Annotated in this window: 30 protein-coding genes; 18 read left to right on the plus strand and 12 right to left on the minus strand. The window is 69.6% G+C overall.

Annotated features, from left to right (window positions below; genetic code table 11):
• The first annotated feature begins 13 nt into the window (after positions 1–13).
• Positions 14–889, plus strand: coding sequence for a DMT family transporter (locus MJQ72_RS27940; RefSeq protein ID WP_240594080.1), 876 nt, complete (start codon positions 14–16; stop codon positions 887–889).
• A 64-nt stretch (positions 890–953) separates the two neighbouring features.
• Here the strand turns inward: MJQ72_RS27940 and MJQ72_RS27945 are convergent, their stop codons facing one another.
• Positions 954–1,373: a cytochrome c oxidase subunit 4 gene (locus MJQ72_RS27945; protein WP_240594082.1), complete on the minus strand. Its 420-nt coding sequence runs from the start codon at positions 1,371–1,373 to the stop codon at positions 954–956.
• Positions 1,374–1,413: 40 nt separating this feature from the next.
• Positions 1,414–2,352 (minus strand): cytochrome c oxidase subunit II, encoded by a 939-nt coding sequence (locus MJQ72_RS27950; protein WP_378371426.1) that lies wholly within the window; start codon positions 2,350–2,352, stop codon positions 1,414–1,416.
• 192 nt (positions 2,353–2,544) lie between these two features.
• On the opposite strand from MJQ72_RS27950, the gene asnB reads away from it, so the two are divergent.
• Positions 2,545–4,479 (plus strand): asparagine synthase (glutamine-hydrolyzing), encoded by a 1,935-nt coding sequence (gene asnB, locus MJQ72_RS27955; RefSeq protein ID WP_240594086.1) that lies wholly within the window; start codon positions 2,545–2,547, stop codon positions 4,477–4,479.
• A 56-nt stretch (positions 4,480–4,535) separates the two neighbouring features.
• Complete coding sequence (locus MJQ72_RS27960) at positions 4,536–5,189, plus strand: alpha/beta fold hydrolase (protein WP_240594088.1); 654 nt, start codon at positions 4,536–4,538, stop codon at positions 5,187–5,189.
• Between the two features lie 74 nt (positions 5,190–5,263).
• Here the strand turns inward: MJQ72_RS27960 and MJQ72_RS27965 are convergent, their stop codons facing one another.
• Positions 5,264–6,253: a carbohydrate kinase family protein gene (locus tag MJQ72_RS27965; RefSeq protein ID WP_240594090.1), complete on the minus strand. Its 990-nt coding sequence runs from the start codon at positions 6,251–6,253 to the stop codon at positions 5,264–5,266.
• A 141-nt stretch (positions 6,254–6,394) separates the two neighbouring features.
• On the opposite strand from MJQ72_RS27965, the gene MJQ72_RS27970 reads away from it, so the two are divergent.
• Entirely contained in the window at positions 6,395–6,583 is a 189-nt protein-coding gene (locus MJQ72_RS27970) for a hypothetical protein (protein WP_240594092.1), read from the plus strand.
• 72 nt (positions 6,584–6,655) lie between these two features.
• Here MJQ72_RS27970 and MJQ72_RS27975 read toward each other — a convergent pair whose 3' ends face one another.
• The gene (locus MJQ72_RS27975; protein WP_125684465.1) at positions 6,656–7,033 is read right to left on the minus strand and encodes an iron-sulfur cluster assembly accessory protein; all 378 of its coding nucleotides are present in this window, start codon (positions 7,031–7,033) and stop codon (positions 6,656–6,658) included.
• Positions 7,034–7,176: 143 nt separating this feature from the next.
• Between MJQ72_RS27975 and MJQ72_RS27980 the strand changes: the two genes are divergently transcribed.
• Together MJQ72_RS27980 and MJQ72_RS27985 are read left to right on the plus strand one after the other, a co-directional pair.
• Positions 7,177–7,833, plus strand: a complete 657-nt coding sequence (locus MJQ72_RS27980) for a DUF3043 domain-containing protein (protein WP_240594094.1) — start codon at positions 7,177–7,179, stop codon at positions 7,831–7,833.
• 57 nt (positions 7,834–7,890) lie between these two features.
• On the plus strand, positions 7,891–8,880 hold the full coding sequence (locus tag MJQ72_RS27985) for an aldo/keto reductase family protein (RefSeq protein WP_037344716.1): 990 nt from the start codon (positions 7,891–7,893) through the stop codon (positions 8,878–8,880).
• Between the two features lie 84 nt (positions 8,881–8,964).
• Here the strand turns inward: MJQ72_RS27985 and MJQ72_RS27990 are convergent, their stop codons facing one another.
• The 3 genes from MJQ72_RS27990 to MJQ72_RS28000 are packed head-to-tail and all read right to left on the minus strand — an operon-like array spanning position 8,965 to position 10,782.
• Complete coding sequence (locus MJQ72_RS27990; protein ID WP_016336063.1) at positions 8,965–9,192, minus strand: hypothetical protein; 228 nt, start codon at positions 9,190–9,192, stop codon at positions 8,965–8,967.
• Positions 9,185–10,036, minus strand: a complete 852-nt coding sequence (locus MJQ72_RS27995; RefSeq protein WP_240594096.1) for a phosphoribosylaminoimidazolesuccinocarboxamide synthase — start codon at positions 10,034–10,036, stop codon at positions 9,185–9,187. Before MJQ72_RS27995 ends, MJQ72_RS27990 begins: the two co-directional genes overlap by 8 nt.
• A complete protein-coding gene (locus MJQ72_RS28000) occupies positions 10,033–10,782 on the minus strand; it encodes a GntR family transcriptional regulator (protein ID WP_240594098.1) in 750 nt (249 codons plus the stop codon). Before MJQ72_RS28000 ends, MJQ72_RS27995 begins: the two co-directional genes overlap by 4 nt.
• 170 nt (positions 10,783–10,952) lie before the next feature.
• Between MJQ72_RS28000 and MJQ72_RS28005 the strand changes: the two genes are divergently transcribed.
• On the plus strand, positions 10,953–11,357 hold the full coding sequence (locus MJQ72_RS28005; protein ID WP_240594100.1) for a hypothetical protein: 405 nt from the start codon (positions 10,953–10,955) through the stop codon (positions 11,355–11,357).
• Here the strand turns inward: MJQ72_RS28005 and MJQ72_RS28010 are convergent.
• Entirely contained in the window at positions 11,354–12,022 is a 669-nt protein-coding gene (locus MJQ72_RS28010) for a 2-C-methyl-D-erythritol 4-phosphate cytidylyltransferase (protein WP_240601436.1), read from the minus strand. The two genes, MJQ72_RS28005 and MJQ72_RS28010, sit on opposite strands and share 4 nt — an antisense overlap.
• Positions 12,023–12,115: 93 nt before the next feature.
• On the opposite strand from MJQ72_RS28010, the gene cobT reads away from it, so the two are divergent.
• Positions 12,116–13,192: a nicotinate-nucleotide--dimethylbenzimidazole phosphoribosyltransferase gene (gene cobT, locus MJQ72_RS28015; RefSeq protein ID WP_240594101.1), complete on the plus strand. Its 1,077-nt coding sequence runs from the start codon at positions 12,116–12,118 to the stop codon at positions 13,190–13,192.
• Positions 13,193–13,299: 107 nt separating this feature from the next.
• Here the strand turns inward: cobT and MJQ72_RS28020 are convergent, their stop codons facing one another.
• A complete protein-coding gene (locus MJQ72_RS28020) occupies positions 13,300–14,403 on the minus strand; it encodes a branched-chain amino acid aminotransferase (RefSeq protein ID WP_240594102.1) in 1,104 nt (367 codons plus the stop codon).
• 117 nt (positions 14,404–14,520) lie between these two features.
• Here MJQ72_RS28020 and MJQ72_RS28025 point away from each other — a divergent pair, with 117 nt between their 5' ends.
• Entirely contained in the window at positions 14,521–14,832 is a 312-nt protein-coding gene (locus MJQ72_RS28025; RefSeq protein ID WP_126733793.1) for a hypothetical protein, read from the plus strand.
• Here the strand turns inward: MJQ72_RS28025 and MJQ72_RS28030 are convergent.
• Entirely contained in the window at positions 14,829–15,455 is a 627-nt protein-coding gene (locus MJQ72_RS28030) for a DUF402 domain-containing protein (protein WP_315860759.1), read from the minus strand. The two genes, MJQ72_RS28025 and MJQ72_RS28030, sit on opposite strands and share 4 nt — an antisense overlap.
• A complete protein-coding gene (locus MJQ72_RS28035; RefSeq protein ID WP_240594103.1) occupies positions 15,448–16,302 on the minus strand; it encodes a hypothetical protein in 855 nt (284 codons plus the stop codon). Before MJQ72_RS28035 ends, MJQ72_RS28030 begins: the two co-directional genes overlap by 8 nt.
• 132 nt (positions 16,303–16,434) lie before the next feature.
• Between MJQ72_RS28035 and MJQ72_RS28040 the strand changes: the two genes are divergently transcribed.
• The 3 genes from MJQ72_RS28040 to MJQ72_RS28050 all read left to right on the plus strand — a co-directional run bounded on the left by MJQ72_RS28040 (position 16,435) and on the right by MJQ72_RS28050 (position 19,481).
• Entirely contained in the window at positions 16,435–17,937 is a 1,503-nt protein-coding gene (locus tag MJQ72_RS28040) for a leucyl aminopeptidase (RefSeq protein ID WP_240594104.1), read from the plus strand.
• A gap of 74 nt (positions 17,938–18,011) precedes the next feature.
• Complete coding sequence (locus tag MJQ72_RS28045) at positions 18,012–18,995, plus strand: SMI1/KNR4 family protein (RefSeq protein WP_240594105.1); 984 nt, start codon at positions 18,012–18,014, stop codon at positions 18,993–18,995.
• 33 nt (positions 18,996–19,028) lie between these two features.
• Positions 19,029–19,481, plus strand: a complete 453-nt coding sequence (locus tag MJQ72_RS28050) for a GNAT family N-acetyltransferase (RefSeq protein ID WP_240594106.1) — start codon at positions 19,029–19,031, stop codon at positions 19,479–19,481.
• A 6-nt stretch (positions 19,482–19,487) separates the two neighbouring features.
• Here MJQ72_RS28050 and MJQ72_RS28055 read toward each other — a convergent pair whose 3' ends face one another.
• On the minus strand, positions 19,488–19,832 hold the full coding sequence (locus tag MJQ72_RS28055) for an oxidoreductase (RefSeq protein WP_240594107.1): 345 nt from the start codon (positions 19,830–19,832) through the stop codon (positions 19,488–19,490).
• Between the two features lie 214 nt (positions 19,833–20,046).
• Between MJQ72_RS28055 and lpdA the strand changes: the two genes are divergently transcribed.
• The 6 genes from lpdA to MJQ72_RS28085 all read left to right on the plus strand — a co-directional run bounded on the left by lpdA (position 20,047) and on the right by MJQ72_RS28085 (position 26,538).
• Positions 20,047–21,420: a dihydrolipoyl dehydrogenase gene (gene lpdA, locus MJQ72_RS28060; protein ID WP_240594108.1), complete on the plus strand. Its 1,374-nt coding sequence runs from the start codon at positions 20,047–20,049 to the stop codon at positions 21,418–21,420.
• Positions 21,421–21,476: 56 nt separating this feature from the next.
• Entirely contained in the window at positions 21,477–23,243 is a 1,767-nt protein-coding gene (sucB, locus tag MJQ72_RS28065) for a 2-oxoglutarate dehydrogenase, E2 component, dihydrolipoamide succinyltransferase (protein ID WP_240594109.1), read from the plus strand.
• 189 nt (positions 23,244–23,432) lie between these two features.
• Positions 23,433–24,515 (plus strand): serine hydrolase, encoded by a 1,083-nt coding sequence (locus MJQ72_RS28070; RefSeq protein WP_240594110.1) that lies wholly within the window; start codon positions 23,433–23,435, stop codon positions 24,513–24,515.
• A gap of 21 nt (positions 24,516–24,536) precedes the next feature.
• The gene (locus MJQ72_RS28075) at positions 24,537–25,028 is read left to right on the plus strand and encodes a helix-turn-helix transcriptional regulator (protein ID WP_240594111.1); all 492 of its coding nucleotides are present in this window, start codon (positions 24,537–24,539) and stop codon (positions 25,026–25,028) included.
• A 14-nt stretch (positions 25,029–25,042) separates the two neighbouring features.
• Entirely contained in the window at positions 25,043–25,927 is an 885-nt protein-coding gene (locus MJQ72_RS28080; protein WP_240594112.1) for a TIGR01777 family oxidoreductase, read from the plus strand.
• Positions 25,924–26,538, plus strand: a complete 615-nt coding sequence (locus MJQ72_RS28085) for a phosphatase PAP2 family protein (RefSeq protein ID WP_240594113.1) — start codon at positions 25,924–25,926, stop codon at positions 26,536–26,538. The genes MJQ72_RS28080 and MJQ72_RS28085 overlap by 4 nt, the downstream gene beginning before the upstream one ends.
• Positions 26,539–26,547: the final 9 nt, after the last annotated feature.

The raw sequence follows: 26,547 nt of genomic DNA on the forward strand, positions 1-26,547 counted from the left end.
GAAAGTGGTCGCCATGAACAAGAACAACCCCGTGTTGCAGTGGACGGCCGCGATGGCGCTGTCCGGCACGATCGGCGCCGTCGTCCTGGAAAGCGGCGCCGACGCCCCCGCCGTGGCGTTCGCCAGGAGCCTCGTCGGCGGTCTGCTGCTCCTGGTGTGGAGCGCCGCCCGGGGCTGGCTCCGCCCGTGGACGCTCAGCCGCCGCGACCTGCTGCTCGCCATCCTCGGCGGGCTGTTCCTGGTCGGGAACTGGGTCCTGCTGTTCGCCTCGTACTCGCTGTCGTCGATCGGGGTCAGCACCGTCGTTTACCACACGCAACCGCTGATGCTGGTCGGCCTAGCGGCGGCGTTCCTCGGCGAGAAGATGGCGAAGAGCCAGCTGGTCCGGGCGCTGATCGCGTTCGGCGGGGTGACGCTCATCTCGCTGTCCGCGCACGGCGCCGACGGGAAACCCGTGCGGCTGGCGGGGATCGCGCTCGCCCTCGGCGCGGCCGCGCTCTACGCCGGCGCTTCGTTCGTCGCGAAGCAGCTCAAGCACGTCCGTCCGCACGTTCTCGCGGCCGTACAGCTGGTGACCGGCACGATCGTGCTCGCACCCGCCCTGCTGGTCACGCCGCTGCCCACGGACCCCTCAGGCCTGCTGTGGCTGGTCCTGCTGGGAACCGTGCACACCGCGCTGATGTACGTGCTGATGTACGCGAGCATCGGGAAGCTGCCGACCACCACGGTGGCGCTGCTGTCCTACGTCTATCCGGTGGTCGCGGTGGTGGTGGACGTCCTCGCCTACGGGCACCGGCCGACGTGGCCGGAAGGCCTCGGCATGCTGGCCGTCCTGGCCGCCGCGCTGGCCCCGAAACGCGTCCCGGCGGCCCAGCCCGCCCGCGTTTAGTCCTCTGAATGCGAAAAGCGGCGCCCGGTCCGAAGACCGAGGCGCCGCTTTCGGCGTCAGAACGTCACTCGTGGTTCGGACCGGTGTGGTACTCGAACACCAGCCCGCCGATGGCGATGATGACCAGGCCCAGCGCGATGATCAGCAGCCAGATGTGGAAGAACGCGAGCGCGACACCGGTCAGCGCGGCGGCCGCCGCGAGACCGATCGGCCAGTAGCTACCGGGGCTGAAGAAGCCCAGCTCACCGGCGCCGTCGCTGATCTCCGCGTCTTCCCGGTCCTCCGGCCGCGGCTCGATGCGCCGCGCCACGAACTGCAGGTAGCTCCCGGCCAGGAAGGCCAGGCCACCGGTGAGGATCAGGGCCACCACACCGACCGGCTCGACGCCGTCCCGGGTCATCGTTCCGGTCATGTACGCGTAGATACCCGCGACGATGACGGAGAAGACCGCGACGAGGAAGAAAATCCGTCCTTCGACCTTCATGGACGTTGCCTCACTCCTGTTTCGGGCTCGAACAGCCGGGTCAGTTGGACGCGACCCGCGCGGTGCGGTCGGTGTTGAACGGGGTGGTGGTGACGGCGTAGGGCGAGCACAGTTCGCCGCAGTTCATCGCCGTCAGCGCTTCGGAAGCCGTATTCGGCTTGCCGCTCTTCGGGTTCACCGTGCCACGCAGCTGGATGTACTGCGCGTACTTGTCCGGCGAGAGCGCCCTGACCTCGAAGTTCATCCCCGAGTGGTAGGTGCCGCACAGTTCGGCGCAGCGGCCGACGAACGACCCTTCCTTGTCGATCGAGTTCTGGAAGGTGAAGTCCTGGTTGTTCTTCTCCGGGTCCGGCATGACGTCCCGCTTGAAGTGGAACTCCGGCACCCAGAACGAGTGGATGACGTCGGCCGACCGCAGGTTGTACTGGATGGTCTTGTTCGTCGGCAGGACCAGCAGCGGGATCTCGGTCGAGCTGCCGACCGTGGTGATCTCGGGGTCCTCGTGGTTCTTGGAGTCGCTCTTGTACTTGAACTCCCAGTTCCACTGGAACGCGACGATGTCGACCGTGACGTCCGGGTTGTCCGTCTCGGCGAGCACCCGGTTCTCGGTGGTCGCGGTGAAGAAGAACAGCACACAGACCATGATCGTCGGGACGACGACCGTGAAGATCTCCAGCGGGATGTTGTACTGGAACTGACGGGGCAGTTCCTCTTCCGCGCCGTCGGCGGTCTTCTTCTTGCGGTGGAAGATCGCGGTCCAGAAGATCAGCGCCCAGACGATGACACCCACGGCCAGCGCCGCGATGACCGTCCACGTCCACAGGGTCCGCATGTCGTGCGCCTGCGGGGTCACCCCGACCGGCCAGCCGAAGCGGAGGATCTCGTCCCCGGAACAGCCCGTCGCGGTCAGCATCACCAGCGCGGCGAGCGCTGCGACGCGACCAGCCCGCTTAACTGGGGTGCGCTCTGGATTTCCCACTGCGCCTTGCCCTTTCACCCAGAGCCTCCTCGACCGATCTTCGTGACAGCCGGAGCCTAGCCGAGTTGCGGCGCCGCGCTGACTAAGGGGTAACCCCAACACGCGTATCCCCCACCACATCCGGGTGTACACACCCACCGGCATACTGGGCCCTTCTCCCCGCTCGGCCAACAAGAGGTGTGTGAACTAGACGTGTGCGGCCTGCTTGGACTGATCTGTTCGACCGAAGCCGACGCTGCGAGCGCCCGTGACGCCGTCGACGCGGCCATGCGCTGCCAGCGGCACCGCGGCCCCGACGAGCACGACACCTGGGCCGACGCCGAGGTGGTCTACGGCTTCAACCGGCTGGCCTTCATCGACGTCGACCACGCCCACCAGCCGCTGGTGTGGGGTCCGCCGGAGGCTCCCGAGCGCTACACGCTGAACTTCAACGGCGAGATCTACAACTACAAAGAGCTGCGCGACGAGCTTGCCGCCGAGCACGGTGCGAAGTTCGCCACAGAAGGCGACGGCGAGGCCATCGTCGCGGCATACCACTACCTCGGCGACGAGGCGGTCAAGAAGCTGCGCGGCATGTTCGCCTTCCTGATCTGGGACTCGCAGGAGAAGGTCGTCTTCGGCGCGCGGGACCCGTTCGGCATCAAGCCGCTCTTCTACTCGGCCGGTCCCGGCAAGGTCGCCTTCTCCAGCGAGAAGAAGAGCCTGCTGGAGCTTTCGGGCGTGCTCGGCGTCCAGGACGAGCTGGACAAGACGGCCCTGCAGCACTACCTGGTGCTGCAGTACGTGCCGGAGCCCGAGTCGATGCACACCGGCGTCCGCCGCGTCGAGTCCGGCACGTCGTTCCGGGTGGTCCCCGGCGGTGACGTCGAGTTCACGCGCTACTTCCACCCGACCTTCAACGCGAAGCCGGTGAACAGCCAGGCCGAGGCCGACGAACTGTACGAGCGCATCGCCGATGTGATGCGCGACTCGGTCGGCAAGCACATGATTTCCGACCCGGACGTCACGGTCGGCGCCTTCCTCTCCGGCGGTATCGACTCCACGGCGACCGCGACGCTGGCCAAGGAGCACAACCCGAACCTGATCGCGTTCACCACCGGGTTCGAGCGCGAGGGCTACTCCGAGGTCGACGTCGCCGCCGAGTCGGCCGCCGCGATCGGCGTGAAGCACGTGGTCCGCACGGTGTCGGCGGACGAGATGATGGAGGCGCTGCCGCTCATCGTCTGGTACCTCGACGACCCGGTGGCGGACCCGGCGCTCGTGCCCCTGTGGTTCATCGCCCGCGAAGCGCGTAAGCACGTCAAGGCGGTGCTGTCCGGCGAAGGCGCCGACGAGCTCTTCTGCGGCTACACGATCTACAACGAGCCGATCTCGCTGGCGCCGTTCGAGAAGATCCCCGGCGGGATGCGGAAGATCATCGGCAAGGTCTCCACGAAGATCCCGGAGGGCACCCGAGGCAAGGACCTGCTGCGCCGCGGGGCGCTGCCGCTGGAAGACCGCTACTACGGCAACGCCCGCAACTTCCGCGACGACCAGCTCCGCAAGGTGCTGCGCACGTACGAGGACGGGATCGGCTTCAAGGACGTCACCGCGCCTTGGTACAAGATCTCGGAGAACTGGGACCCGGTCGCGCGCATGCAGCACGTCGACCTCTACACCTGGCTGCGCGGCGACATCCTGGTCAAGGCCGACAAGGTCACCATGGCGAACTCGCTGGAACTGCGCGTGCCGTTCCTCGACGCCGAGGTGTTCAAGGTCGCCTCGACCATCCCGCTCGACCAGAAGCTCGCGCACGGCACCACGAAGTACGCGCTGCGCCAGGCGCTGGCGAAGATCATCCCGGGCCACGTGCTGAACCGGCGCAAGCTGGGCTTCCCCGTGCCGATCCGGCTGTGGCTGCGCAACGAGATGTACGACTGGGCCAAGGGCATCATCTCGGACTCGCAGACCGACGCGCTGCTCGACAAGAAGGCCGTCCTGGCGCTGCTCGAAGAGCACAAGGCCGGGCAGCTCGACCGCAGCCGTCAGCTGTGGGCGCTGCTGGTGTTCATGCTGTGGCACGGCATCTTCGTCGAGAACCGCATCAAACCCGAGGTGCCGGAACCCGTCTACCCGGTGAAGCTCTAGTCACGACTCGTGACGCTGGCCTTCACCGTTCACCCGGTGGAGGCCAGCATGGTGCGATGGACTTCGTCCTCGTGCACGGCACGACGCAGAGCCCTGCGGGCTGGGACCGGGTGGCGAAGCTGCTCACCGCCACCGGGCACCGGCCGATCGCGGTGGACCTGCTGACCCCGGTCGAGCCGCGGGTCGAGGGCTACGCGCAGCACGCGCGAGACCAGTACGACGGCGAGCGGCCGGTGGTCGTGGCCCATTCCGGCGCGGGGGTCCTGCTGCCCGCGATCGCCGAAGCCCTCGACGCGCGGGCGCTGGTGTGGCTCGCCGCCTACATCCCCGATTTCGCGGGCGGGCGGAGCCTGCGGGACGAGGCGCGGGACGTACTCGAACCGGACTGGATCGGCGTGGACCCGGCGGCCGATCCCGCGAAGGCGTCGGAATTCCTCTTCCACGACTGCGATCCCGAGACCGAACGGCTCGCGCTCGACAGCCTGCGGCTGTTCGACCCCGCGGTGCTCGCGACACATCCCGCCGGTACTGCTCCGGAGATCCCGTCGACGGTGATCGTCCCCACGCGGGACCGCGCTCTTCGGCCGGAATGGCTGCGGCGGGCCGCCCGGGAACGGCTCGGGGTCACCGCGGTCGAGATCGACGCGGGGCACTGCCCGCATATGTCCCGGCCCGCCGAGATCTGCGGCATCCTGACCGGACGCGGCTGAAGGGGCCCTTCCCCGCGTCTCACGCGGTGAAGGGCCCCTTCGCTGCATCACATGAGGGGAAGGTCCCCTTCAGCTCAAGCAGGCAGGACCGCCGCGATCTCCTCGGCGGACTCCGGCCCGAAGGCCTCCTTGAGCCGGCCCAGGACGTCGGCGCGGTCGAAGGACCATTCCTGCGTCCCCACGGTCTCCAGCACCAGCACGGCGATCAGCGAACCCAGCTGCGCCGAACGCTCCAGGCTGAGCCCGCCGTCGATACCGGCGATGAACCCGGCCCGGAAGCCGTCGCCGACGCCGGTCGGGTCGACCTTGCCGCGTTCCGGGACCGCGCCGATCTGCAGCGCGAGGCCGTCCTTGCCGATGATCTCGACGCCCTTCTCCCCGAGCGTGGTGATCCGCATGCCGACGCGGTCGAGGACCTCGGCCTCGGTCCAGCCGGTCTTCTGCAGCAGCAGTTCCCATTCGTAGTCGTTGCTGAACAGGTACTTCGCGCCCTCGATGAAGGCACGCACCTGCGCGCCGTCCATCCGGGCCAGCTGCTGCGAGGGGTCGACGGCGAAGGTGTAGCCGCGCTGGCGGCATTCCTCGGCGTGCCGGACCATGCCTTCGGGGTCGTCCGGGCTGATCAGCACGAGCGACAGTTCGCCGGCGTGCGCGGCGACCGGCGCGAGTTCGATGTTGCGGGATTCGGCCATCGCGCCGGCGTAGAAGGTCGCGATCTGGCAGAGGTCCTCGTCGGTGGTGCAGACGAAGCGGGCGGTGTGCGCGACCTCGGACACCAGCACCCCGGCCGTGTCGACCCCGTGCCGCTCGAGCCACGAGCGGTAGTCGGCGAAGTCGGAGCCCACCGCGCCGACCAGGATCGGGCTCTTGCCCAGCACCCCGAGGCCGAAGGCGATGTTCGCGCCGATGCCGCCCCGCCGGACGACGAGATCGTCTGCCAGGAAGCTCAGGGAAACCCGGTGCAGCTGCTCGGCGATGAGCTGCTCGGCGAACCTGCCCGGGAAGTGCATGAGATGGTCGGTTGCGATACTGCCGGATACTGCGATCCTGGCGCTGGCTGCCACCGGTTCTCCTTGATCGGTCGGCCCCGCGGAGGCGAGGACGGCTAAGTTACCCGCAGGTCATGCCCCATACGGGTTGCTTCAGGCACGGCCATCAACACTACCGGTTGGTAGTGGTGTCCGACTCCACGATGAGTCATTAGCTTGTCGTTCGTGACCACTTCCGCGTATCACCTCGAACCGGAATCGATCGGCGAACTCATCGCCGACTGTGCCGGCATCCCGTCGTCCCTCCAGGCCGAGAACATGCCCCTGCCCCGGGAGACCGCTCCGCCGTGGACCGTGGACGAGCGTTGTCACGCCCAGGTCGCCGATCTGGACGCCTACGTCTGATCCAGATCCGGGCATGAAGAAGGGCCGCGACCTGGGTGAGGTTCGCGGCCCTTCTTCATGCCTCGACGCGGATCAGTGGAAGCTGTCGCCGCAGGCGCAGCTGCCGGTCGCGTTGGGGTTGTCGATCGTGAAGCCCTGCTTCTCGATCGAGTCGACGAAGTCGATCACGGCGCTCGACACGTACGGCGCGCTCATCCGGTCGACGGCGACGCGGAGGCCGTCGAAGTCACGGAACAGGTCGCCGTCGAGCGTGCGCTCGTCGAAGAACAGCTGGTAGCGGAGGCCCGCGCACCCACCGGGCTGGACGGCGATGCGCAGGTGCATGTCGTCGCGGCCCTCCTGCTCAAGCAGGGCCTTCGCCTTGCCGGCGGCGGCGTCGGTCAACGTGACGCCGTGGGTCTCCTCGGCGGTTTCGGCCTGAGCTGCGGCTGCCTGCTCAGCGGTCGTCATGGTTCTCCCTCTGGTCGAACTCGCTGCGGGTACTCGTCTTGCACATGGTCCAACACGTCGGAGTCCCGATCTGTTCCCCTCCATGGTGACATATCGCTCGGCCTGGTGCGTGGCACCGTGACGCCTGCAACTACCCTGGTGAGGTGAGGTTCCTGCGCCGTAGCACCACAGACTCCGCCACGACGGACACCGAGACGCCCGACACCGAGGCCGTCGAGGTCCAGGCCAAGGCCTATACGCCGGGCAAGGGCAAGGCCACGCCCAAGCGGCGTGAGGCCGAAGCCAAGCGCCGCGGCCCGGTGGCGCCCCCGCCGACCACCATGCGGGAGGCGATGAAGCGGAACAAGGAGCTCCGCAAGTCCGCGAAGGCCGACCCGGAGTACAAGCAGAAGCAGCGCAACGCCGCCAAGGAACGCCGCGAGCGGATGATGGCCGGCGAGGACAAGTACCTGCTCCCCCGTGACCGCGGCCCGGTCAAGGCGTACATCCGCGACCTGGTCGACTCGCGGCGCAACCTGCTCGGCCTGTTCATGCCGCTGGCGATCCTGGTGTTCGTCGCGCTGATCCTGCCGTACCCCGAGGTCCAGCGGTACGCGACGCTGCTGTGCACCGTGATGCTGCTCGGCATGATCGTCGAGGGTTTCCTCAGCGGGCGCCGGATCGCGAAGATGGTCCGCCTGAAGTTCCCGAACGAGACGATCAAGGGCACCTCCGTCGGCTGGTACTCCTTCATCCGGGCGAGCCAGATCCGCAAGCTGCGGGTTCCCAAGCCGCGCGTGAAGCCCGGCGACAAGGTCTGAGACCAGGCGAAACCCAGGTCGTTAGCCAGCCTAACGGCCTGGGGTAGAGTCGCGTCCATGGAGTTTCGACGACTGGGCCGCAGCGGCCTCAATGTCAGTGAGATCTCGTACGGCAACTGGCTCACCCACGGGTCCCAGGTGGAAGAGGACCAGGCCCAGGCCTGCATCAAGGCGGCGCTCGACGTCGGCATCACCACCTTCGACACCGCCGATGTTTACGCGAACACGGCCGCCGAATCGGTACTCGGCCGCGGCCTGAAGGGCCTGCGCCGCGAAAGCCTGGAGATCTTCACCAAGGTCTACTGGCCCACCGGCCCCAAGGGCCCGAACGACCAGGGGCTCGGCCGCAAGCACATCATGGAGTCGGCGAACGCTTCGCTGAAGCGCCTCGGCACCGACTACGTCGACCTCTACCAGGCGCACCGGTTCGACCGGACCGTCCCGCTCGAAGAGACGTTCCTCGCCTTCGCCGACCTCGTCCGCCAGGGCAAGGTGCTCTACGTCGGCGTCTCCGAGTGGACCGCCGAGCAGATCACCCAGGGCGCGGCGATCGCGCGCGAGCTCAACGTGCCCCTCATCTCGAACCAGCCGCAGTACAACGCGCTGTGGCGGGTCATCGAGGCGCAGGTCGTCCCGGCCTCCGAACGCGAGGGCCTCAGCCAGATCGTCTGGTCGCCGATCGCGCAGGGCGTGCTCACCGGCAAGTACAAGCCCGGCCAGCCGCTGCCCGAGGGCTCCCGCGCGACCGACGAGAAGGGCGGCGCCAACATGGTCGCCCGCTTCCTCAACGACGACGTCCTCGAGCGCGTGCAGCGGCTCGAGCCGATCGCGGAGAAGGCGGGCCTGACGATGGCCCAGCTGGCCGTGGCATGGGTGCTGCAGAACCCGAACGTCGCTTCGGCGATCATCGGCGCCTCGCGGCCGGAGCAGGTGCACGAGAACGTGAAGGCGGCCGGCGTGAAGCTGGACGCGGATCTGCTCGCCGCGATCGACGAGGCCCTCGACGGCGTCACCGAGACCGACCCGACGCTGACCCGCTCGCCCTGATGCTGCTGAAGGACGCTTTCCCCGCATGCGATGGGGGGAAAGCGTCCTTCACCGCGTGTAATGCGGGGAAAGCGTCCTTCAGCGTCAGTCGCCGTGTACCCGTGACTGGTACGCGATCTGACCGTCGAGGTCGAGTGCGTCACCAGGGGCCCGCAAGGGATCGATTCCCAAGCCCCGCAACAACCTGCTCGCGCCGGCGACCCGGTCACCGGTCCGGCCGTCGAGCCGCACCGGTGCGTGGCCCCGCTGGATCAGCAGGCCCTCGACGTCGTCGATCAGCCGGTACGGGTCGTAGACCTGCTGTTCAGGCATGACCACCACCGGGAATCCAGGTGTTCCCGGTGATCCTTTCGTAGACCTCGGTGTAGCGCTTGCGGGTCGCCTCGACGATCTCGGCCGGGATGGCGGGGCCGGGCGGCGTCTTGTCCCAGCCGGTCGTCGTGGACCAGTCACGGACGAACTGCTTGTCGAACGCGTGCTGCGTCCGGCCCGGCTCGTACTCGTCGGCGGGCCAGAACCGCGACGAGTCCGACGTGAGGACCTCGTCCCCGAGCGTGAGCACACCATCGGCGTCGAACCCGAACTCGATCTTGGTGTCGGCGATGATGATGCCGTTCTTCGCCGCGTGCTCCGCACCCTTGGTATAGACCTCGAGCGTCAGGTCGCGGAGGCGGTCCGCGGTCTCCTGGCCGATCTCGTTCACGACGTCGGCGAAGGTCATGAACTCGTCGTGACCGGTGTCGGAGATCTTCGTGGTGGGCGTGAAGATCGGCTCGGGCAGCTTGTCGGCCTCGACGAGACCGGCGGGCAGTTCGACACCGGAAACCTTGCCGTCACGCTGATATTCGCGCATCCCCAGACCGGTGAGGTATCCGCGTGCGATGCACTCGACCTGGATCATCTTCAGCGGCTTGCAGCGCATGGCGCGGCCGGCGAATTCGGCGGGCACGTCGGTCGTGGAAACGACGTGGTTCGGCACCACGTCGGCCATCTTTTCGAACCACCACGCGGAAAGCTGGTTCAGCAGCGCGCCCTTGTCCGGGATCGGGGTCGGGAGCGAGACGTCGTAGACCGAAACGCGATCCGACGCGACGAGCAGAATGTCGCCGTCGATTTCGTAAAGGTCCCGGACCTTACCCGCGTGAATGTGCTTCATGCCCCGTCCTCGATGTTGTATTCGTAGAAAATCCAGTGGTCCGGCAAGGCCGCCGATTCGCCGTACTCGAGTACGTCACCCTCGGCGGACAAGAACCTGTTGCGGCTCAACAGAATCGCCGAACCTTCGGCCACGCCGAGTTCCGCCGCGTCCTCGGCACCCGCCAGCCCCGCGGCGTGCTGAGTATGCGTCGCGGTCAGTACCCGGCCCGTCCGGTCCGCCACGTATTTGACCGTGCCTTCGACGATCCGCACCGGCTCGAACAGCAAAGGGGCCTTCGACGCGACAGCGCCGTCGAACCACGAAACCGACGTCGACACCGGCCGTCCTTCGCCCGCGTACGTGGTCCTTCGCCGCCGGATCACCGGAGCACCTTCATCGATTCCGAGCGCGCCCGCCACTCTGTCCGGCGCGGGCACGAGGCCCGCTTCGCGGATTTTCGCGTAGTGGCCCGGCGGATAGACCTTGCCGGTTCGCGCGATCGAGATCGTCCGATCGTGCGCGGACCGATGCAGCGCCCTGGTCTGCACCACTGTCCCGATCCCGCGTACCGCGCGGACCAGACCTTCGGCGCGAAGCGTCGAGAGCACCTTCATCGCCGTCGCCATCGCGACGTTCCAGTTCCTGGCGATCTCGCGCGCGGACGGAACCGCGTCGCCTTCCTTGAGCCTGCCCGAAACGATGTCGTCGCGAATGTTCCCCGCGATCTGGAGATACGGCGGTTCGGGTCGATCGACGGCGGGCAAGGTGACTCCTCACAAGGTCGCGCGGTGCGCACAAGCGTTCTAGCACACCAATGGGCGAGCACCAAGGATCCTGCTCACACCCCATTATTACGTACTAGTACACATTCTGGACGGTGCTCTAGTACACCTGTTACTCTCCGAGAAGTTCCCGAAACCCGTTGGGGGGCTCGATGAACCATCTGAGCATCGACGAACTGCTCGAAGAGCTTCGAAGACGCCGGTGGGTCGTCTACATCTTCGGCCCCCGGGAGGAGCCGGAGGTCTGTGCCGCGGTGTTCCAGTGGGACACCTGCGCCGACGTCCTCATCCTCCGCGGGGAAGAACGGGCGAGCGCCTTCCGCGTCACCACGCTCGCCGACACCGACGTCTTCCAGCCGGCGCTCGTCTCCTGGCAGTACCACTCGACGGCCGACTGGACCCTGCGCGCCGTGCTCACCATCCCGCCGCCCGGCGACACCGCCGCGCCGATCCAGCTGCTGCAACCACATCCGGACTGCGTGATCCCGATGGAGGCACGACGGCCGGTCACCGTCCTGCCCGCCATACCGACCAAGGCCGACCAGGGAGATCCCTAACCTCGGCCGATCACCTGCTCGGCGACAACGAGGTCGTGCGGGTAGGTGATCTTGAGGTTCTCCGCGCTGCCCGGAACCCACCGCACCGGCAGCGCGGAGAACCTTTCCATGCACGAAGCCGTGTCCGTGCCGACGAATCCCTCACGCTCGGCCGTTTCGTACGCCTCGAGCAACGGGGCGGCGCGGAAACCCTGCGGTGTCTGCACCCTGATCGCCCCCGGCAGCGCGCCGGAGACGGTGCCGCCGTCGACGCGCACGATGTCGTCGGCCGCGACGCCGGGCACCGCTCCCCCATGGCGCCGGGTGCCGGCGAGGACGTCCGCGATCAGCTCCGGGGTGACGAGCGGGCGGGCCGCGTCGTGCAGCAGTACCGCGTCGATCTCGCCGCTCTCGATGCGGGAAGCCATATGGCGCAAGGCGTTCAGCTCCGAACCCTGTCGCGTCGCGCCGCCGTGGACGAGTTCGACCTCGCCCGGATGCGCGGCGAGCACCTCGCGCGCGAGTTCGGTGTCCTGCGGCCGGATGACGAGCACGAGCACGTCGATTCCGGGCACGCGGGCGAAGGCGTCGAGCGACCACGCGACGACCCTTTTGCCCGCCACCGGCAGATAGACCTTGTTGAGCTTGGCGCCGACCCGGGTACCCGCTCCGCTCGCGAGCACCACCCCGGCGGCCTTCGTCTGAGCCACAGGCAACTCTGGCACAGCCGGGTGGGTAGGTTGGGCCCGGCCACCAAAGTGATCCGAAGGGGCAGGGCATTGGACGACGAAAACCTCGAGTTCGCCGAAGTCGAGCAGCCTGATGAACACGCGCGTTCGGCGGCGATCGCCCTGCACACGAAACTGATCAAACCGGCCGGTTCGCTGGGCAGGCTCGAAGAACTGGGCGTCTGGGTCGCGGCCTGCCAGGGCCAGTCACCGCCGCGGCCGTTCACGCGGCCCCGCGTCGTGGTGTTCGCCGGGGACCACGGTGTCGCCGCCAAGGGCGTCTCGGCCTATCCGGGCGAGGTCACCGCACAACTCGTCGGAAGCATGCTGACCGGTGGCGCGGCCATCAACGTCCTGGCGGCCTCGGCGGGCGCGAGCGTGCGGGTGGTCGACATGGCCGTCGACAGCGACGCCCCCGCGACGCGGTCGATCGGCGAGTTCAAGGTGCGGCGCGGTTCCGGCTCGATCGACGTCGAAGACGCGCTGACCGACGACGAGGCGCGCGCCGCCGTCCGCGCGGGCCGGGCGATCGCCGACGCCGAGGTCGACGGCGGGGCCGACCTGCTCATCGCGGGCGACCTCGGGATCGGGAACAGCACCCCGGCCTCGGTGCTGGTCGCGGCGCTGACCGGCAGCGAACCGGTGGCCGTGGTCGGCCGCGGTTCCGGCATCGACGACAACGCCTGGATGCGCAAGGCCGCGGCGGTCCGTGACGCGCTGCGGCGGGCCAGGGCCGTGCTGGCCGACCCGGTCGCGCTGCTGCGCACCGCCGCGGGCGCGGACATCGCCGCCATGGCGGGCTTCCTCGCGCAGGCCTCGCTGCGGAAGACACCGGTGATCCTGGACGGCCTGGTCGCCTCCGCGGCCGCGCTGGTCGCCGAGGAACTCGTCCCGGGCGCGCGGCAGTGGTGGACCGCGGGCCAGCGCGGCGGCGAACCCGCGCACGCGCTGGCACTGGAGCATCTCGACCTGGAGCCGATCCTGGACCTGGACGTCCGCCTCGGCGAGGGAACGGGCGCGGTCGCCGCGCTTCCGCTGGTGTTCATGGCGACGCGGGTGCTCGCGGAGATGGCCACGCACGAGCAGGCCGGGGTGAGCGGGCCGCTGATCGAGACCCCTCCTTCCTGACCCTCCTTCCGCGTTTAGTCCTCTAAATGCGGAAGTCTGTGAAGGCCTCCTTGAGGGACTCTGGGTCCCTCAAGGAGGCCTTCACGGACTTGGCAGGGGTCGGAGCGTCAGCCCAGCGGGTACATCCAGCCTTCCGGAGCCTCCCGGGTGCCCTCCTGGATCCCGGTCAGCGCGCCGCGCAGCTTCATCGTCAGCTCGCCGGGCTGCCCGCCCGCGACGGAGAACTCGCCGCCGGCGTGCTTCACGTGCCCGACCGGCGTGATGACCGCCGCGGTCCCGCAGGCGAACACCTCGGTCAGCTCGCCCGAAGCCGCCGCCTTCTCCCATTCGTCGGTGGAGACGCGCCGCTCCTCGACCTGGTGCCCGAACGACTTCGCCAGCTCCAGCAGCGACTTGCGGGTCACACCCGGGAGCAGCGAACCGGTCAGTTCCGGCGTCACGACACGGGCCTCGTCGCCGGAGCCGAAGACGAAGAACAGGTTCATCCCGCCCATCTCCTCGACCCAGCGCCGCTCGACCGCGTCGAGCCACACGACCTGGTCGCAGCCCTTCTCCACGGCCTGGGCCTGCGCGACGAAGGAGGCCGCGTAGTTGCCCGCGCACTTCGCCTCGCCGGTGCCGCCGGGGACGGCGCGCACGTACTCGGTCGAGAGCCACACGCTCACCGGCTTGACGCCACCGGAGAAGTACGAGCCGGCGGGCGAGCCGATCAGCGCGTAGAGGTACTCGTTCGCGGGCCGGTTGACGCCGAGCCCGGCCTCGGTGGAGATCATGAACGGCCGCAGGTACAGCGATTCGCCCGGCTTCGTCGGGACCCACCGGCTGTCGACCGCGATGAGCTCGCGGATCGAGTCGAGGAAGGTCTCCACCGGCAGCTGCGGCATGGCGAGGCGCTCGGCCGAGTTACGGAAGCGGACCGCGTTCGCGTCGGGGCGGAACGCCGCGATCGTGCCGTCGGGCTGGCGGTACGCTTTCAGGCCTTCGAAGATCGCCTGGCCGTAGTGCAGCACGGAGGTGGCCGGGTCGAGCGCGAAGGGCGCGTACGGCCCGACGGTCGCGTCGTGCCAGCCCTGCTCGGCGCTCCATTTCACGGTCACCATGTGGTCGGTGAAGTGCAACCCGAAACCGGGTGCGGCCAATACGTCCGCGACGCGTTCCGGGCTCGCGGGGCTCGGGTGCGGGAGGTGGCTGAACTGCGTCGAGGTCGTCATGCCTAAAACGATAACGCTTGGTCGGACCCACGTTAGTCGGACGTCCGCATATCTTTACCTCCCTCGATCTGTCCGTCACGACGAACACGCGAGGGGTCGCGCCCCTAGGATGGCGGCGTGACGTACAACCAGATGCAGCCCGCTCACCCGGCCCAGCCCGCCACCCCCGGCGCGGGGGCCGACGTCAAGACCTTCGTGACGGCCGTGCTGCTCACCTTCGGCACCGGCGTGCTGATGATGGACGGCTGGGCCCTGCTCGACAGCGGTTTCGGCGCCTTCCTCGGCCTGGTCGCCGGCGGTTTCGGCATCTTCTGGTGGAAGAGCATCCACGGCAAGGTCTTCCCGCGCGAGCTGTCCACCAAATCGGTGGTCATCCTCACCGTGATCAACGTCGTGCTGGTGCTGCTCCTGCTTCTGCAGGTGAGCTAGAGCAACCCGTCGGGGAGGCCGGGCGCGGGCCAGTCCGGGTCGGGCCGGAAGTCGGTCCACGTCCCGTCGAAGGGGAACCGCCCGGCGTCCGCGAGTGCCCCGATCCGCTCGCCCTCGGCGCGCAGTCGTTCGAGCTGCCCCGCGGTGATGCGGCCGGCGAGCACGGCTTCCTCGGCCTCGTCCTCGTCCTTCCATTGCCAGCGTCCGCCGGGCTCGACGGCGACGTCGAGGATGCCGTCGATCCGGTCGGGCCCGGACGGCGTGCGCCCCAGCGGGACCTCGAGGTTGACGTACCAGTTCAGGAAGCGGCCGTCGGCGTCGAAGAACCACCAGACCGACGACCACTCGTCGTCGGCGATCCGGCGCAGCGTCGACGTGTCGCGCCAGAAATCGGCCACGCGCACTCTCGGCACCCGGAACCGCTCCTCCAGGGGCGCCTCGCGGAAGAGCCGCCCGTCGGCGAGCCTGCTACCGACGATCGGGGTGTCCGCGGGCAGCCAGCCGAGCAGCACGGTGCCGTCGTCGGCGATGACGCGCAGCGGGTGATGCTGGCCGATCGAGCCGTCCGGTCGCAGGAAGCGTTCGACGACCGTGTCGCCCGGGGTCCAGAGAGGATCACGCACGCCTTGCACGGTACCCACGGGCGCGGACCCGCAGAACCGATTCGGCGAGCGTTCCCACTCCCGCGAGCGCGAGGGCCACGACCGGCCCAGCGAAGGCGGCGGCGACGGCCACGATCAGTCCACAAGCGAGTGTCGCCTTCGGACGTTCCGGGGAAAGCCGTTCCCTGCCTTCGGTGAAGGCGTCCACCGCGACGGGCACGGTCGCCACGGCGGCCACCACGGTCAGCACCGGCAGCAGCGAGACCGCGTCGGCCGCGGCGAGGAGCTCACGGAACGAGGTCGCCGAAAGCCCCAGCCGGATCGGTCCCAGCTGGTAGAGGGCGACGGCCGTGATCGCGACGGCCACGGCCCCCACCGCGGCGGCCCGGCCCGCGCCGGGGCGGCGGGGCGCCAGGAACGGCAGAAGTACCAGCACGGCGAGGCCGAGACCGGGTACGGACGGCGGGTCCGGCGCGATGAACTGCGCCAACGGCGGGATGCCGACGCAGATCGCGATCAGGGACGCGGCGGCGGCCAGCAGCAGCCCGGTCACCCAGCGGGCGGCGTAGTCGCCGAGGCGGACTCCGGCCAGGTCGGCGGCCGCCACCACGACGGCGAACACCGCCGCGGCGGCTCCCGGCGCGGACGGGAAGAGGTACTGCCCGAACGTCGTCGCGAAGACCAGGACCAGGCCGAGCCGGGAAACGGAGCCCGCGATCCGTTCGGGCCGAGTGTCGCCCAGTGGCGGCAGCGACGCCTCGACCGCGACGGCGAGCACGGCCGCGACCACGGCGGCCACGAGTACCCAGTAGCCCGCTCCGGAGGTGGCCACCGCCAGCGCGACGAGCAGACCGCCGGCGAGTCGCATTCCGTCTCCCTTCCAGTCCGTCCAGTTACCCGGTCGGCCCCGCTGTTCCCCCAGGTCCCACTGTCATTAGCATGGCTCACGATCCAACCGGGCGGCCGCCCGGTACCACCGCGAACGCGCGAGGAGCCAGAAGTGACCGTGCCGAAGCTTGCCCTGACCGAGAACGCCGAAGCGGCGCTTGCCAAGACGCGCGCCGACGTCGTCGTCATCGGCACCCTGCAGGGTGAGGACGGCCTGGCGCTCGCCGCCGGCTCCTCCGTCGCCGACGCCGCTTTCGACGGCAAGCTCGCCGAAGTCCTCGGCACCCTCGGCGCGTCCGGCAAGGCCGACGAGGTCGTCAAGGTACCGACGCTGGGCAAGCTGTCCGCCGGTGTCGTGCTGGCCGTCGGCCTCGGCAAGGCCGGTGCGGACGGCGTCACCGCCGAGCAGGTCCGCCGGGGCGCCGGTGCCGCCGCGCGGGCGCTGAGCGGGACCGACCGCGCGTTCGTCACGCTGTCGGCGATCGACCTGCAGGCCGCCGTCGAGGGCACCGTGCTCGGCGCCTACAACTTCACCGAATACCGCTCCGAGAAGGGCGACGGCCCGGTCGCCAAGGTCGACTTCGTGAGCCCCGAAGAGGGCACCGCCAAGGACCACAAGGCGACGCTGAAGGCCGCCGGTCTGATCGCCGAGTCGGTCATCATCGCCCGCGACCTGATCAACACCCCGCCGAACGACCTGTTCCCGGCCTCCTTCGCCGACCGCGCGAAGACCCTGGCCGAGGCGAACAACCTCGACTTCGAGGTCCTCGACGAGAAGGCCTTGAAGCGCAAGGGCTTCGGCGGCATCCTCGGCGTCGGCGGCGGTTCGTCGCGGCAGCCGCGCCTGCTGCGCATCGCCTACAAGCCCGCGAAGGCCTCGAAGAAGGTCGCGCTGGTCGGCAAGGGCATCACCTTCGACTCGGGCGGCATCTCGATCAAGCCCGCCGCGAACATGGACCACATGACCTCGGACATGTCGGGCGCGGCCGCCGTGCTCGCCTCCGTGGTGCTGGCCGCGAAGCTGAAGTACCCGCTCGAGGTCGTCGCGCACATCCCGCTGGCGGAGAACCTGCCTTCGGCCACCTCGTACCGGCCGGGCGACGTGCTCAGCATGTACGGCGGCAAGACCGTCGAGGTGCTCAACACCGACGCCGAAGGCCGTCTCGTGCTGGCCGACGCGATCGTGCGCGCGGGCGAGGAGAACCCCGACTACCTGATCGAGACCTCGACGCTGACCGGCGCGCAGGTCGTCGCGCTCGGCAACCGCACCGCGGGCGTCATGGGCTCGGACGAGTTCCGCGACCGGATCGCTTCGATCGCGCAGGCCACCGGCGAGGGCGGCTGGGCCATGCCGCTGCCGGAGGAGCTGCGCGCCGACCTCGACTCGCGTCTCGCCGACCTGGCCAACGTCACCGGGCACCGCTGGGGCGGCATGCTCGCGGCGGGCATCTTCCTGCGCGAGTTCGTCACCGAGGGCCTGCCCTGGGCGCATATCGACATCGCGGGCCCGTCGTTCAACACCGCCGGCCCGTGGGGCTACACCGGCAAGGGCGGCACCGGCGTCCCGGTCCGCACCATCGCCGCCGTGCTCGCGGACATCGCCGCGAACGGCTGATCCGAGCTGAGCCGAAAGGGCCTTTCCCCGCGCGAGGAAAGGCCCTTTCGCACATCTGTGGCAGGGTCGGTGCCGTGGACAGGGACGCGTATCTCGAAGGCGCGATCAGGGACGTGCTCAGCGGTGACGACGCGACGCTCGACGACCGGATCGCGCACGCGGCGCTGCTGTTCGCCGCGTCCGGGGCGATGGCGGACGCCGACCGGCTGGTCACGCATTGGCACGCGCTCACCGAACGTCCCGTCACGGCGCTGGTCCCCAGCGCCGTGCAGGCCCGCGCGTGGGCGATGCTCTTCGAAGCGCGAGGAGCGCACCCCGAGTGGGCGGCGGGGATGATCCCGCTCGATCTCGACGCCGAGGAACGCGCCCACGACGACCACCTCGCCCGGCGGGTGTCCGATCTCGACGGTCTGCTCGGCGGTTCCCCGATCGGCGAGGCCGTCTCGCATCTCGGGCCGTCGCGGCCGGACCGGTTGCGCGAGGCCGTCGCGCGAGGCGATCTGGACGCCTGGGCGGAGATCGCGTCGCGACAGGGCCGCCCGGACGTCGCCGTGCTCGCCGCGACCCGGCGTCTCGCGCCGCGGCTCGCCGGCGGCGCGGACCCGCTCGGGCTCGGCGGCTGGACCGAAGTGTGCGCCGGGGCGCTGGTCGCGGCGCTGTACGAGCGCTACCCGCCCGACACCGGCTCCTGGCGCGAGATGATCGGGGGCATCCTCCGGCTGCGCGGCGGAGGCTCCGCTCCCCCGGCGGCGTCACCCCGCACCATCGACGCGGCCGAGGCACGGCTCGGGCTCCGGCTGCCCGGCGACTACCGCGAGTTCCTGCAGACCTGCGACGGCCTGCCCGCGGACGTCGTCTTCCCCCGGCTGCTCGGGACCGCGGAACTCCGCTCGGAAGGCGGTGTCGTCGTGATCTCGGATCCGGCCGTCGTGCTGCTGACGGCCGCCGGCGACGAGTGGCGGACGGTGGAGATCGACCCGGCGCTGGGCACGACGGTGCATCCGACGTTCCGTGCGCTGCTGGAGCGGCACTTGCTCCTTTTGGCGCAATCTGCGTGAATTCCGGCGGAGCGCGTCGCTAGCTTCGCGACCATGACCGCTCTCACGCTCACGAAGATCACCCGGGACAACGTCGGCGCCGCGTGCTCGATCGCCGTCGAGCCGCATCAGGAGTCCTACGTGGCCCCTGTGACCAGGTCACTCGCCGATGCCTACGCGCAGCCCGAAGTCGCCTGGCCGCGGCTGATCCTCGACGACGGCGAACCGGTCGGATTCGTGATGGGCGCGTTCGATCCGGACTGCCCGATCGGCTACTTCCGCTGCGGGCTCTGGCGGCTCAACGTCGCGGCCGGACGGCAGGGCAAGGGCTACGGCCGCTTCGCCGTCGAGGCCGTCCTCGACGAGGCTCGGCGCCGTGGCCGACGGCGGGCGACGACCCTCTGGGTCCCGGGCGAGCACAGTCCGGAGGCGTTCTACCTCCGGCTCGGCTTCCGCGCCACCGGCACCGTCCACGACGGACAGCACGTCGGCGAGATCGACCTCTGACCCGGGTCAGGCTTCGCCGCGCTTCTTCCGCTCGGTGTACTCCCGCATCCGCTTCGGGTAGCCGACCCGCGCCACCTCGTAGACGGGGATCGACCGTTTGTGACCGAACTGCTGAGCCGCGTCCAGGCTCTCGATCCGGCGCCGGGTCCACTCACCGTCATGGGCGATGAGGACGACGGTGGTCTCCGTGACGTTGGTCTTCGGCTCCACATACGCCTCGACACCGGTCCGTGAAGACGCCCACTCCTCAAGATGCTTGAAGTCGGTTGAAGAGGCTTTCCGCAGCGTACCGGGCTTTTGCCCGCCTTTTGAGCGCCGGCGCAGCGAGTCGAACAGACCCACTCCGACCACCTCACTTCCCATTCGCGTCCGATGTCCATTATCCCGACGCGGGCGTGTGCTCAGCGTGGCGGTCCGCGCGGGCCGTGTCCCGTGGGTCACAGGACGCGGCCTAGGTCGCAGGCTCTCCACACGTAGTGACAAGATGGCAAGTGTCCGCGCGCGCGTATACCGCGCGGAGCGGCGCCAGAGCACCACCCCTACCGCTTGCCGAGGAGTTATTGAAGTGACCGACACCTCCGCCGACCTTGTGATCCTGGGTGGCGGATCGGGCGGCTACGCCGCCGCGTTCCGCGCGGCCGAGCTGGGCCTTTCCGTCACCCTGATCGAAAAGGACAAGCTTGGCGGGACGTGCCTCCACCGAGGCTGCATCCCGACCAAGGCCCTCCTGCACGCGGCGGAGGTCGCCGACGAGACCCGCGACGCCGAGACCTTCGGTGTGAAGGCCGTGCTGGAAGGCATCGACATCGCCGGCGTCAACAAGTACAAGGACGGGATCATCTCGCGCCTGTACAAGGGCCTCCAGGGCCTGGCCAAGGCGCACAAGGTGAACCTCGTCGAGGGCACCGGGACGTTCGTCGGCGGCACGACCGTCGAGGTCGACGGCACCCGCTACACCGGCAAGAACGTCATCCTCGCCACCGGTTCGTACTCGAAGACGCTGCCGGGCCTGGAGCTGGGCGGGCGCATCATCGCCAGCGAGCAGGCGCTTTCGCTGGACTACATCCCGAAGAAGGCCATCGTCCTCGGCGGTGGTGTCATCGGTGTCGAATTCGCGTCCGTCTGGGCGTCCTTCGGCGTCGACGTCACCATCGTGGAGGCGCTGCCCCGCCTGGTCCCGAACGAGGACGAGTACGCGTCCAAGCAGCTCGAGCGCGCTTTCCGCCGTCGCAAGATCGCCTTCAAGACCGGTGTCCGGTTCACCGGCGCCAAGCAGGACGACAACGGCGTCAGCGTGTCGCTGGAGTCCGGCGAGACGCTCGAAGCCGACCTGCTCCTGGTCGCCGTCGGCCGTGGCCCGAACTCGGCCGGGCACGGCTACGAGGAGGCCGGCGTCAAGATGGAGCGCGGTTTCGTCCTCACCGACGACCGCCTGCGCACCAACCTGCCGAACGTCTACGCCGTCGGCGACATCGTCCCCGGCCTGCAGCTCGCGCACCGCGGGTTCCAGCAGGGCATCTTCGTCGCGGAAGAGATCGCCGGCCAGGAGCCGCGCGTGATCGACGAGAGCGGCATCCCGCGCGTCACCTACTCGCACCCCGAGGTCGCTTCGGTCGGCCTGACCGAGTCGCAGGCGAAGGAGAAGTACGGCTCCGACGTCACCACCTTCACCTACGACCTCGGCGGCAACGGCAAGAGCCAGATCCTCAAGACCTCCGGTGGGGTCAAGCTGATCAAGGCTCCGGACGGGCCGGTCGTGGGCGTGCACATGGTGGGCGACCGCGTCGGCGAGCTGATCGGCGAAGCGCAGCTGATCTACAGCTGGGAGGCCTTCCCCGAGGACGTCGCCCCGCTCATCCACGCGCACCCCACGCAGACCGAGGCCCTCGGTGAGGCGTTCCTCGCCCTGGCGGGCAAGCCGCTCCACGTCCACAGCTGACGTCTCACCGTCGAAGAACCAGACCAAGCAAGACATATCAAGGGAGTCAGCGAACGATGGCCTACTCCGTCACGTTGCCGGAGCTCGGTGAGAGCGTCACCGAGGGCACCGTCACCCGGTGGTTGAAGCAGGAGGGCGACACCGTCGAGGTCGACGAGCCGTTGCTCGAGATCTCCACGGACAAGGTCGACACCGAGGTCCCGTCCCCGGTCGCCGGCAAGGTCGTGAAGATCAGCGCTCAGGAAGACGAGACCGTCGAGGTCGGCGGCGAGCTCGCCGTCATCGACGACGGGACCGGCGGGGTGCCGGAGTCCTCCGGTTCGGCCGAGCCGGCCGCCGAAGAGGCGCAGCCCGAGCCGGAGCCCGAGCCCGCGAAGGAAGAGGCCTCCGCTCCGTCCCAGCCGGACACCGCGCCGGCTTCGGGCGGCGAAGGCACCGAGGTGAAGCTGCCTGAGCTGGGCGAGAGCGTCACCGAGGGCACCGTCACCCGGTGGCTCAAGCAGGTCGGCGAGAGCGTCGAGGTCGACGAGCCGTTGCTCGAGATCTCCACGGACAAGGTCGACACCGAGGTCCCGTCCCCGGTCGCCGGCACCGTGCTGGAGATCCGGGCAGGCGAGGACGAGACCGTCGAGGTCGGCGGTGTGCTCGCGGTGATCGGTGCCGCCGGTTCCGCCCCGGCCCCGAAGGCCGAGCCGAAGCCGGAGCCCAAGCCCGAGCCGAAGCCGGAGCCCAAGCCGGAACCGAAGCCCGAGCCCAAGGCCGAAGCGGCTCCCGCGCCGAAGCCCGCCCCGGCTCCGCAGGCCGCCCCGGCTCCCAAGGCCGAGGCGCCGAAGCCGGCCGCGAGCAGCGACAGCGGCTCGGACAACGCGCCGTACGTGACGCCGCTCGTCCGCAAGCTCGCTTCGGAGCACGGCATCGACCTGTCGTCGCTGTCCGGCAGCGGCGTCGGCGGCCGCATCCGCAAGCAGGACGTGCTCGCGGCCGCCGAGGCCAAGCAGAAGGCCGCCCCGGCTCCCGCCGCGCAGCCCGCTGCCGCCGCCCCGGCCGCCGCCGCGCCGTCGGCTCCGCGCAAGGCCACGGTTTCGCCGGAGCTCGCGGCTCTGCGCGGCACCGTGCAGAAGGCCAGCCGGATCCGGCAGATCACCGCCACGAAGACCCGCGAGTCGCTGCAGGTTTCCGCGCAGCTCACGCAGGTCCACGAGGTGGACGTCACGAAGATCGCCAAGCTCCGCCAGCGGGCGAAGGCGGCCTTCAAGGAGCGCGAGGGCGTCAACCTGACGTTCCTGCCGTTCTTCGCGAAGGCCACCGTCGAGGCGCTCAAGCAGCACCCGAACGTCAACGCGTCCTACAACGAGGACACGAAGGAGATCACCTACCACGGTGCTGTGCACCTGGGGATCGCGGTGGACACCGAAAAGGGTCTGCTGTCGGTGGTCATCCACGACGCGGGTGAGCTCAGCCTCGCCGGTCTCGCGCACCGCATCGCCGACCTGGCGGGCCGCGCGCGTTCGGGCCAGATCAAGCCGGACGAGCTGTCGGGCGGCACCTTCACGATCACGAACATCGGCTCCAACGGCGCCCTGTTCGACACGCCGATCATCGTGCAGCCGCAGTCCGGCATGCTCGGTACCGGCGCGGTCGTGAAGCGTCCGGTCGTGATCGCGGACGCCGACGGCAACGACACGATCGCCGTCCGGTCGATGGCGTTCCTGCCGCTGACCTACGACCACCGCCTGGTGGACGGGGCCGACGCGGGCCGCTTCGTCACGACGATCAAGCAGCGTCTGGAAGAGGGCAACTTCGAGGACGAGCTCGGTCTCTGATCCTCCGGTAGTGGCGTGAAGGCCCTCGTCCCGCTTCGGCGGGGCGGGGGCCTTCACGCATTTAGTCCTCTGAATGCGGTCGTTGGCATGACGAACTACCGCATTCAGAGGACTAAATGCGTGGGTTTGACAGAGTCCCCGAACTCTAGTATTCCGGAATTACGGAAAACAAGAGGGAGGGTATCGACCATGCTGACCAGACGCCATCTGCTGGCGGGCGCCGCCGCGGGGTCGGCCGCGCTGCTGCTGCCGGGGACCGCGAGCGCGGCGCAGCCGGACACGACGACCGAACAGGGCTGGCTCGACTGGATCGCCGCGCACCGGCACGACGTCTCCGTCCTGATCGACGACGGCGCCGGCCGCCGTGCCGAGCGCGATCCCGGCGTCCGGCGGGTGCTGGCCTCGTCGATCAAGGTCGTGCATCTCAGCGCGTACGCCGTCGCGGTCGCCGAAGGCAGGCTCGACCCCAAGGAGCGGATCCGGGTGGGCGACTGGGACGCCCACCACCCCTTCGTCGCCGACGGCCGCGCGCACTTCCAGGCGCTCAACTGGCTGGGCGTTCCCTGCGACGACTTCGGCATCGCCAAGGATCCCGAGCAGCGTGTCCCCTTGGCCAGGCTCGCCGAAGCGATGATCCTCTTCAGCGACAACGCCGCCACGGACTATCTCCGCACCCGTCTCGGCGATCCAGCCCTCCGGCGGGCGGCGGCGCGGGGCGGCTGGGCGAGGCCGGACACGCGCTCGCTGGGCGGCGAGGTCCTGATGCTGATGATGCCGGAGTACGCGCCCCCGCCCGGCAGCCCGGTCGCCGTCCGGCGGGCGATGGGCGACGCGGTCGCGCGCCGGTTCGTCCGCGATCCGGGGTTCCGCGCCGAAGCCTTCGAGCGCTGGCCGGACATGCCCGCCACCTCCGACGCCCAATGGCCGTGGATCAAGGGGCACGGTCAGGGCTCGGCGACGGATCTGTTCTCACTTCATCGCAACATCGCGAAGGGCCTCTACCCACCCGCGCGCGAGATCCTCGCGAAGCCGCTCTCGGACCGGGTGCCGCCCGGAGCGAGCGAAGTGCTCTTCAAGGGCGGAAGCCTGCCGCGCACACTGACCGTCGGGCTTTCCGTCCGCTGGCCGGGCGAGCGTTCGGGCACGGCGGCCCTGCTGCTCACCGGCCTGAGCGACCAGGACGTGCAGAACGCCCTGCCACTCGTCGAACTCGTACTCGCGGCGCTGTCCGATCCTGCGCGGTTCACGGCCCTGGAACGAGCGCTCCGCTGAGCGACGGTATAGATAACCGGTATGAACGCCGAGCTCGCCGACCGGATCGCCGCCCTCGAAGCACGGGTCGCCGCGCTGGAAGGGCAGCAGGACACCGAACCGGCGGCGAGCCCCGGCGGGCTGGTCGGCTACCACGGTGAACTGACCGAACCCGTCGAGCTGAGCTGGGCGATCAACGTCACGCCCGGCCCGATGCTGGCGTTCGCGGACGGGCCGCGGGTCGAAGTGCTCGCGGCCCTGTCCAGCACCGCGCGGGTGGCGCTCGTGCGGACGCTGGCCGAGAAGGGCGCGCAGACCGCGCCCGCCCTGCAGGAGGCCGCCGAACTCGGCTCGCCCGGCCAGCTGTACCACCATCTCAAGGCGCTGACCGGCGCCGGGATCGTCGAGCAGGACAAGCGCGGCAGCTACCGGCTTCGTCCCACCGCGACGATCCCGGTGCTGGTGCTGCTCACCGCCGCGTCGGACGTCGCCGGGCAGCTGAAGAACCTGAGCGTGCGTCCGGATCGCGGATAGGACACGATCGGATCATGCGAGTTCTGATCGCGGGCGCGAGCGGACTGATCGGCACCTCCCTCACGACACGGTTACGCCGTTCCGGGCACGAAGTGGTCCGGCTCGTCCGCCGGGAGGAGCGGGCGGCCGACGAGCGCCGCTGGGATCCTCCCGCCGGGGAGATCGCCGACGGCGCGCTCGACGGGGTCGACGCGGTCGTGAACCTCGCGGGCGCGCCGCTGCTGCCCGGACGCTGGAGCGCGGCCCGCAAACAGGTGCTCCTCGACAGCCGGGTCGAACCGACGGAGGTCCTCGCGGAGGCCGTCGCCGAACACGGGATCCCCGTGCTGGTCAACGCTTCCGCCGTCGGCTACTACGGAGATCCCGGTCCGTCCCTTGTGGACGAATCGAGCCCCGCGGGACGCGGTTTCCTCGCCGGGCTCTGCACCGCGTGGGAAGGCGCCACCGAGACCGCGGCCACCGCCGGCGCCCGTGTCGTGCGGATCCGCACCGGGCTGGTGCTCGCACGCAAGGGCGGGCTCCTGGACGTCCTGCGACCGCTGTTCCGCTTGGGGTTCGGCGGGAAACTCGGCGACGGCAAGCAGTACATGCCGTGGATCTCGCTCGACGACGAGGTCGGCGCGATCGTTTTCGCGCTGGAGAACGAATCGCTGTCGGGCGCGGTGAATCTCTCCGGGCCGCAGCCCGCCACGAACGCCGCCTTCACGAAGGCGCTCGCCCGCGCTGTGCACCGGCCGGCGATCTGGCAGGTGCCCGGTTTCGCGATGAAGATCGCCCTCGGGCAGGCGGCCGAGGAGATGGCGTTGTTCGGGCAACGGGCCATGCCGCGTGCGCTGGAGGAGGCGGGATACGCGTTCCGCCATCCGACCCTCGAGGACGCGCTGGCCGCCGCGACATGACCTTGCAGCGCGGGCTGTACACCCTCGCCGGATTCCTGCTGCTGGCCGGCTTCGTCCTCCTCGGGCTGTCCGTCGACGAGCGGCCGCCGCCGGTGGACGTCGCCCTCGCCGACGCGTTCCGCGACCAGCACACCCGGCCCGCCGGGCAGGTGGCCGGCCTGGTCACGCAGGTCCTCGGCCCGGTGCTGCCGTTCGCGCTGGGCGCCGTGCTGGTGGCGGTCGCGTGGCGCCGCCGCGACCTGACCGTCTTGTGCGTCAAGCTGGCCGTCGTCCTGCTGTTGTGCCGTATGACCAGCCTGATCGCGAAACCGGCCTTCTACCGGGAGCGGCCTCGTGAATTCCCCAATCTGAGTTATCCGAGCGGGCACGTGGTCGCGGTCGCCTGCACGGGGTTCGTCGCGGTGCTGCTGTGCGCGTGGACCCGGCCGCACCTCGCGCGCCTGGCGATCACGATCGCCGCCGCGGCGACGGTGCTCGGCGCCCTCTGCCGCATCGTGCTGGGCGTGCACTGGCTGACCGACACCGCGGGATCCGTGCTCGCGGTGGGTGGTGTGGGCCTGATTTCGGCGGCCGCTCTGGGCCTGCTGCCACTGCCGCGCGGCGGCGCGTAGTGTCGCTGA

This window comes from Amycolatopsis sp. EV170708-02-1, assembly GCF_022479115.1.
Taxonomy (GTDB): Bacteria; Actinomycetota; Actinomycetes; order Mycobacteriales; family Pseudonocardiaceae; genus Amycolatopsis.

Coding starts and splice junctions, on each gene's coding strand:
- MJQ72_RS28035 (WP_240594103.1), bottom strand. CDS start 16,302: ATGCGACTCGCCGGCGGTCTGCTCGTCGCGCTGGCGGTGGCCACCTCC.
- MJQ72_RS27985 (WP_037344716.1), top strand. CDS start 7,891: ATGGAGTTTCGACGACTGGGCCGCAGCGGCCTCAATGTCAGTGAGATC.
- MJQ72_RS28070 (WP_240594110.1), top strand. CDS start 23,433: ATGCTGACCAGACGCCATCTGCTGGCGGGCGCCGCCGCGGGGTCGGCC.
- MJQ72_RS28075 (WP_240594111.1), top strand. CDS start 24,537: ATGAACGCCGAGCTCGCCGACCGGATCGCCGCCCTCGAAGCACGGGTC.
- MJQ72_RS27940 (WP_240594080.1), top strand. CDS start 14: ATGAACAAGAACAACCCCGTGTTGCAGTGGACGGCCGCGATGGCGCTG.
- MJQ72_RS28020 (WP_240594102.1), bottom strand. CDS start 14,403: ATGACGACCTCGACGCAGTTCAGCCACCTCCCGCACCCGAGCCCCGCG.
- MJQ72_RS28050 (WP_240594106.1), top strand. CDS start 19,029: ATGACCGCTCTCACGCTCACGAAGATCACCCGGGACAACGTCGGCGCC.
- MJQ72_RS27995 (WP_240594096.1), bottom strand. CDS start 10,036: ATGAAGCACATTCACGCGGGTAAGGTCCGGGACCTTTACGAAATCGAC.
- MJQ72_RS27990 (WP_016336063.1), bottom strand. CDS start 9,192: ATGCCTGAACAGCAGGTCTACGACCCGTACCGGCTGATCGACGACGTC.
- MJQ72_RS28080 (WP_240594112.1), top strand. CDS start 25,043: ATGCGAGTTCTGATCGCGGGCGCGAGCGGACTGATCGGCACCTCCCTC.
- sucB (WP_240594109.1), top strand. CDS start 21,477: ATGGCCTACTCCGTCACGTTGCCGGAGCTCGGTGAGAGCGTCACCGAG.
- MJQ72_RS27960 (WP_240594088.1), top strand. CDS start 4,536: ATGGACTTCGTCCTCGTGCACGGCACGACGCAGAGCCCTGCGGGCTGG.
- MJQ72_RS28085 (WP_240594113.1), top strand. CDS start 25,924: ATGACCTTGCAGCGCGGGCTGTACACCCTCGCCGGATTCCTGCTGCTG.
- MJQ72_RS27945 (WP_240594082.1), bottom strand. CDS start 1,373: ATGAAGGTCGAAGGACGGATTTTCTTCCTCGTCGCGGTCTTCTCCGTC.
- MJQ72_RS27975 (WP_125684465.1), bottom strand. CDS start 7,033: ATGACGACCGCTGAGCAGGCAGCCGCAGCTCAGGCCGAAACCGCCGAG.
- MJQ72_RS28005 (WP_240594100.1), top strand. CDS start 10,953: ATGAACCATCTGAGCATCGACGAACTGCTCGAAGAGCTTCGAAGACGC.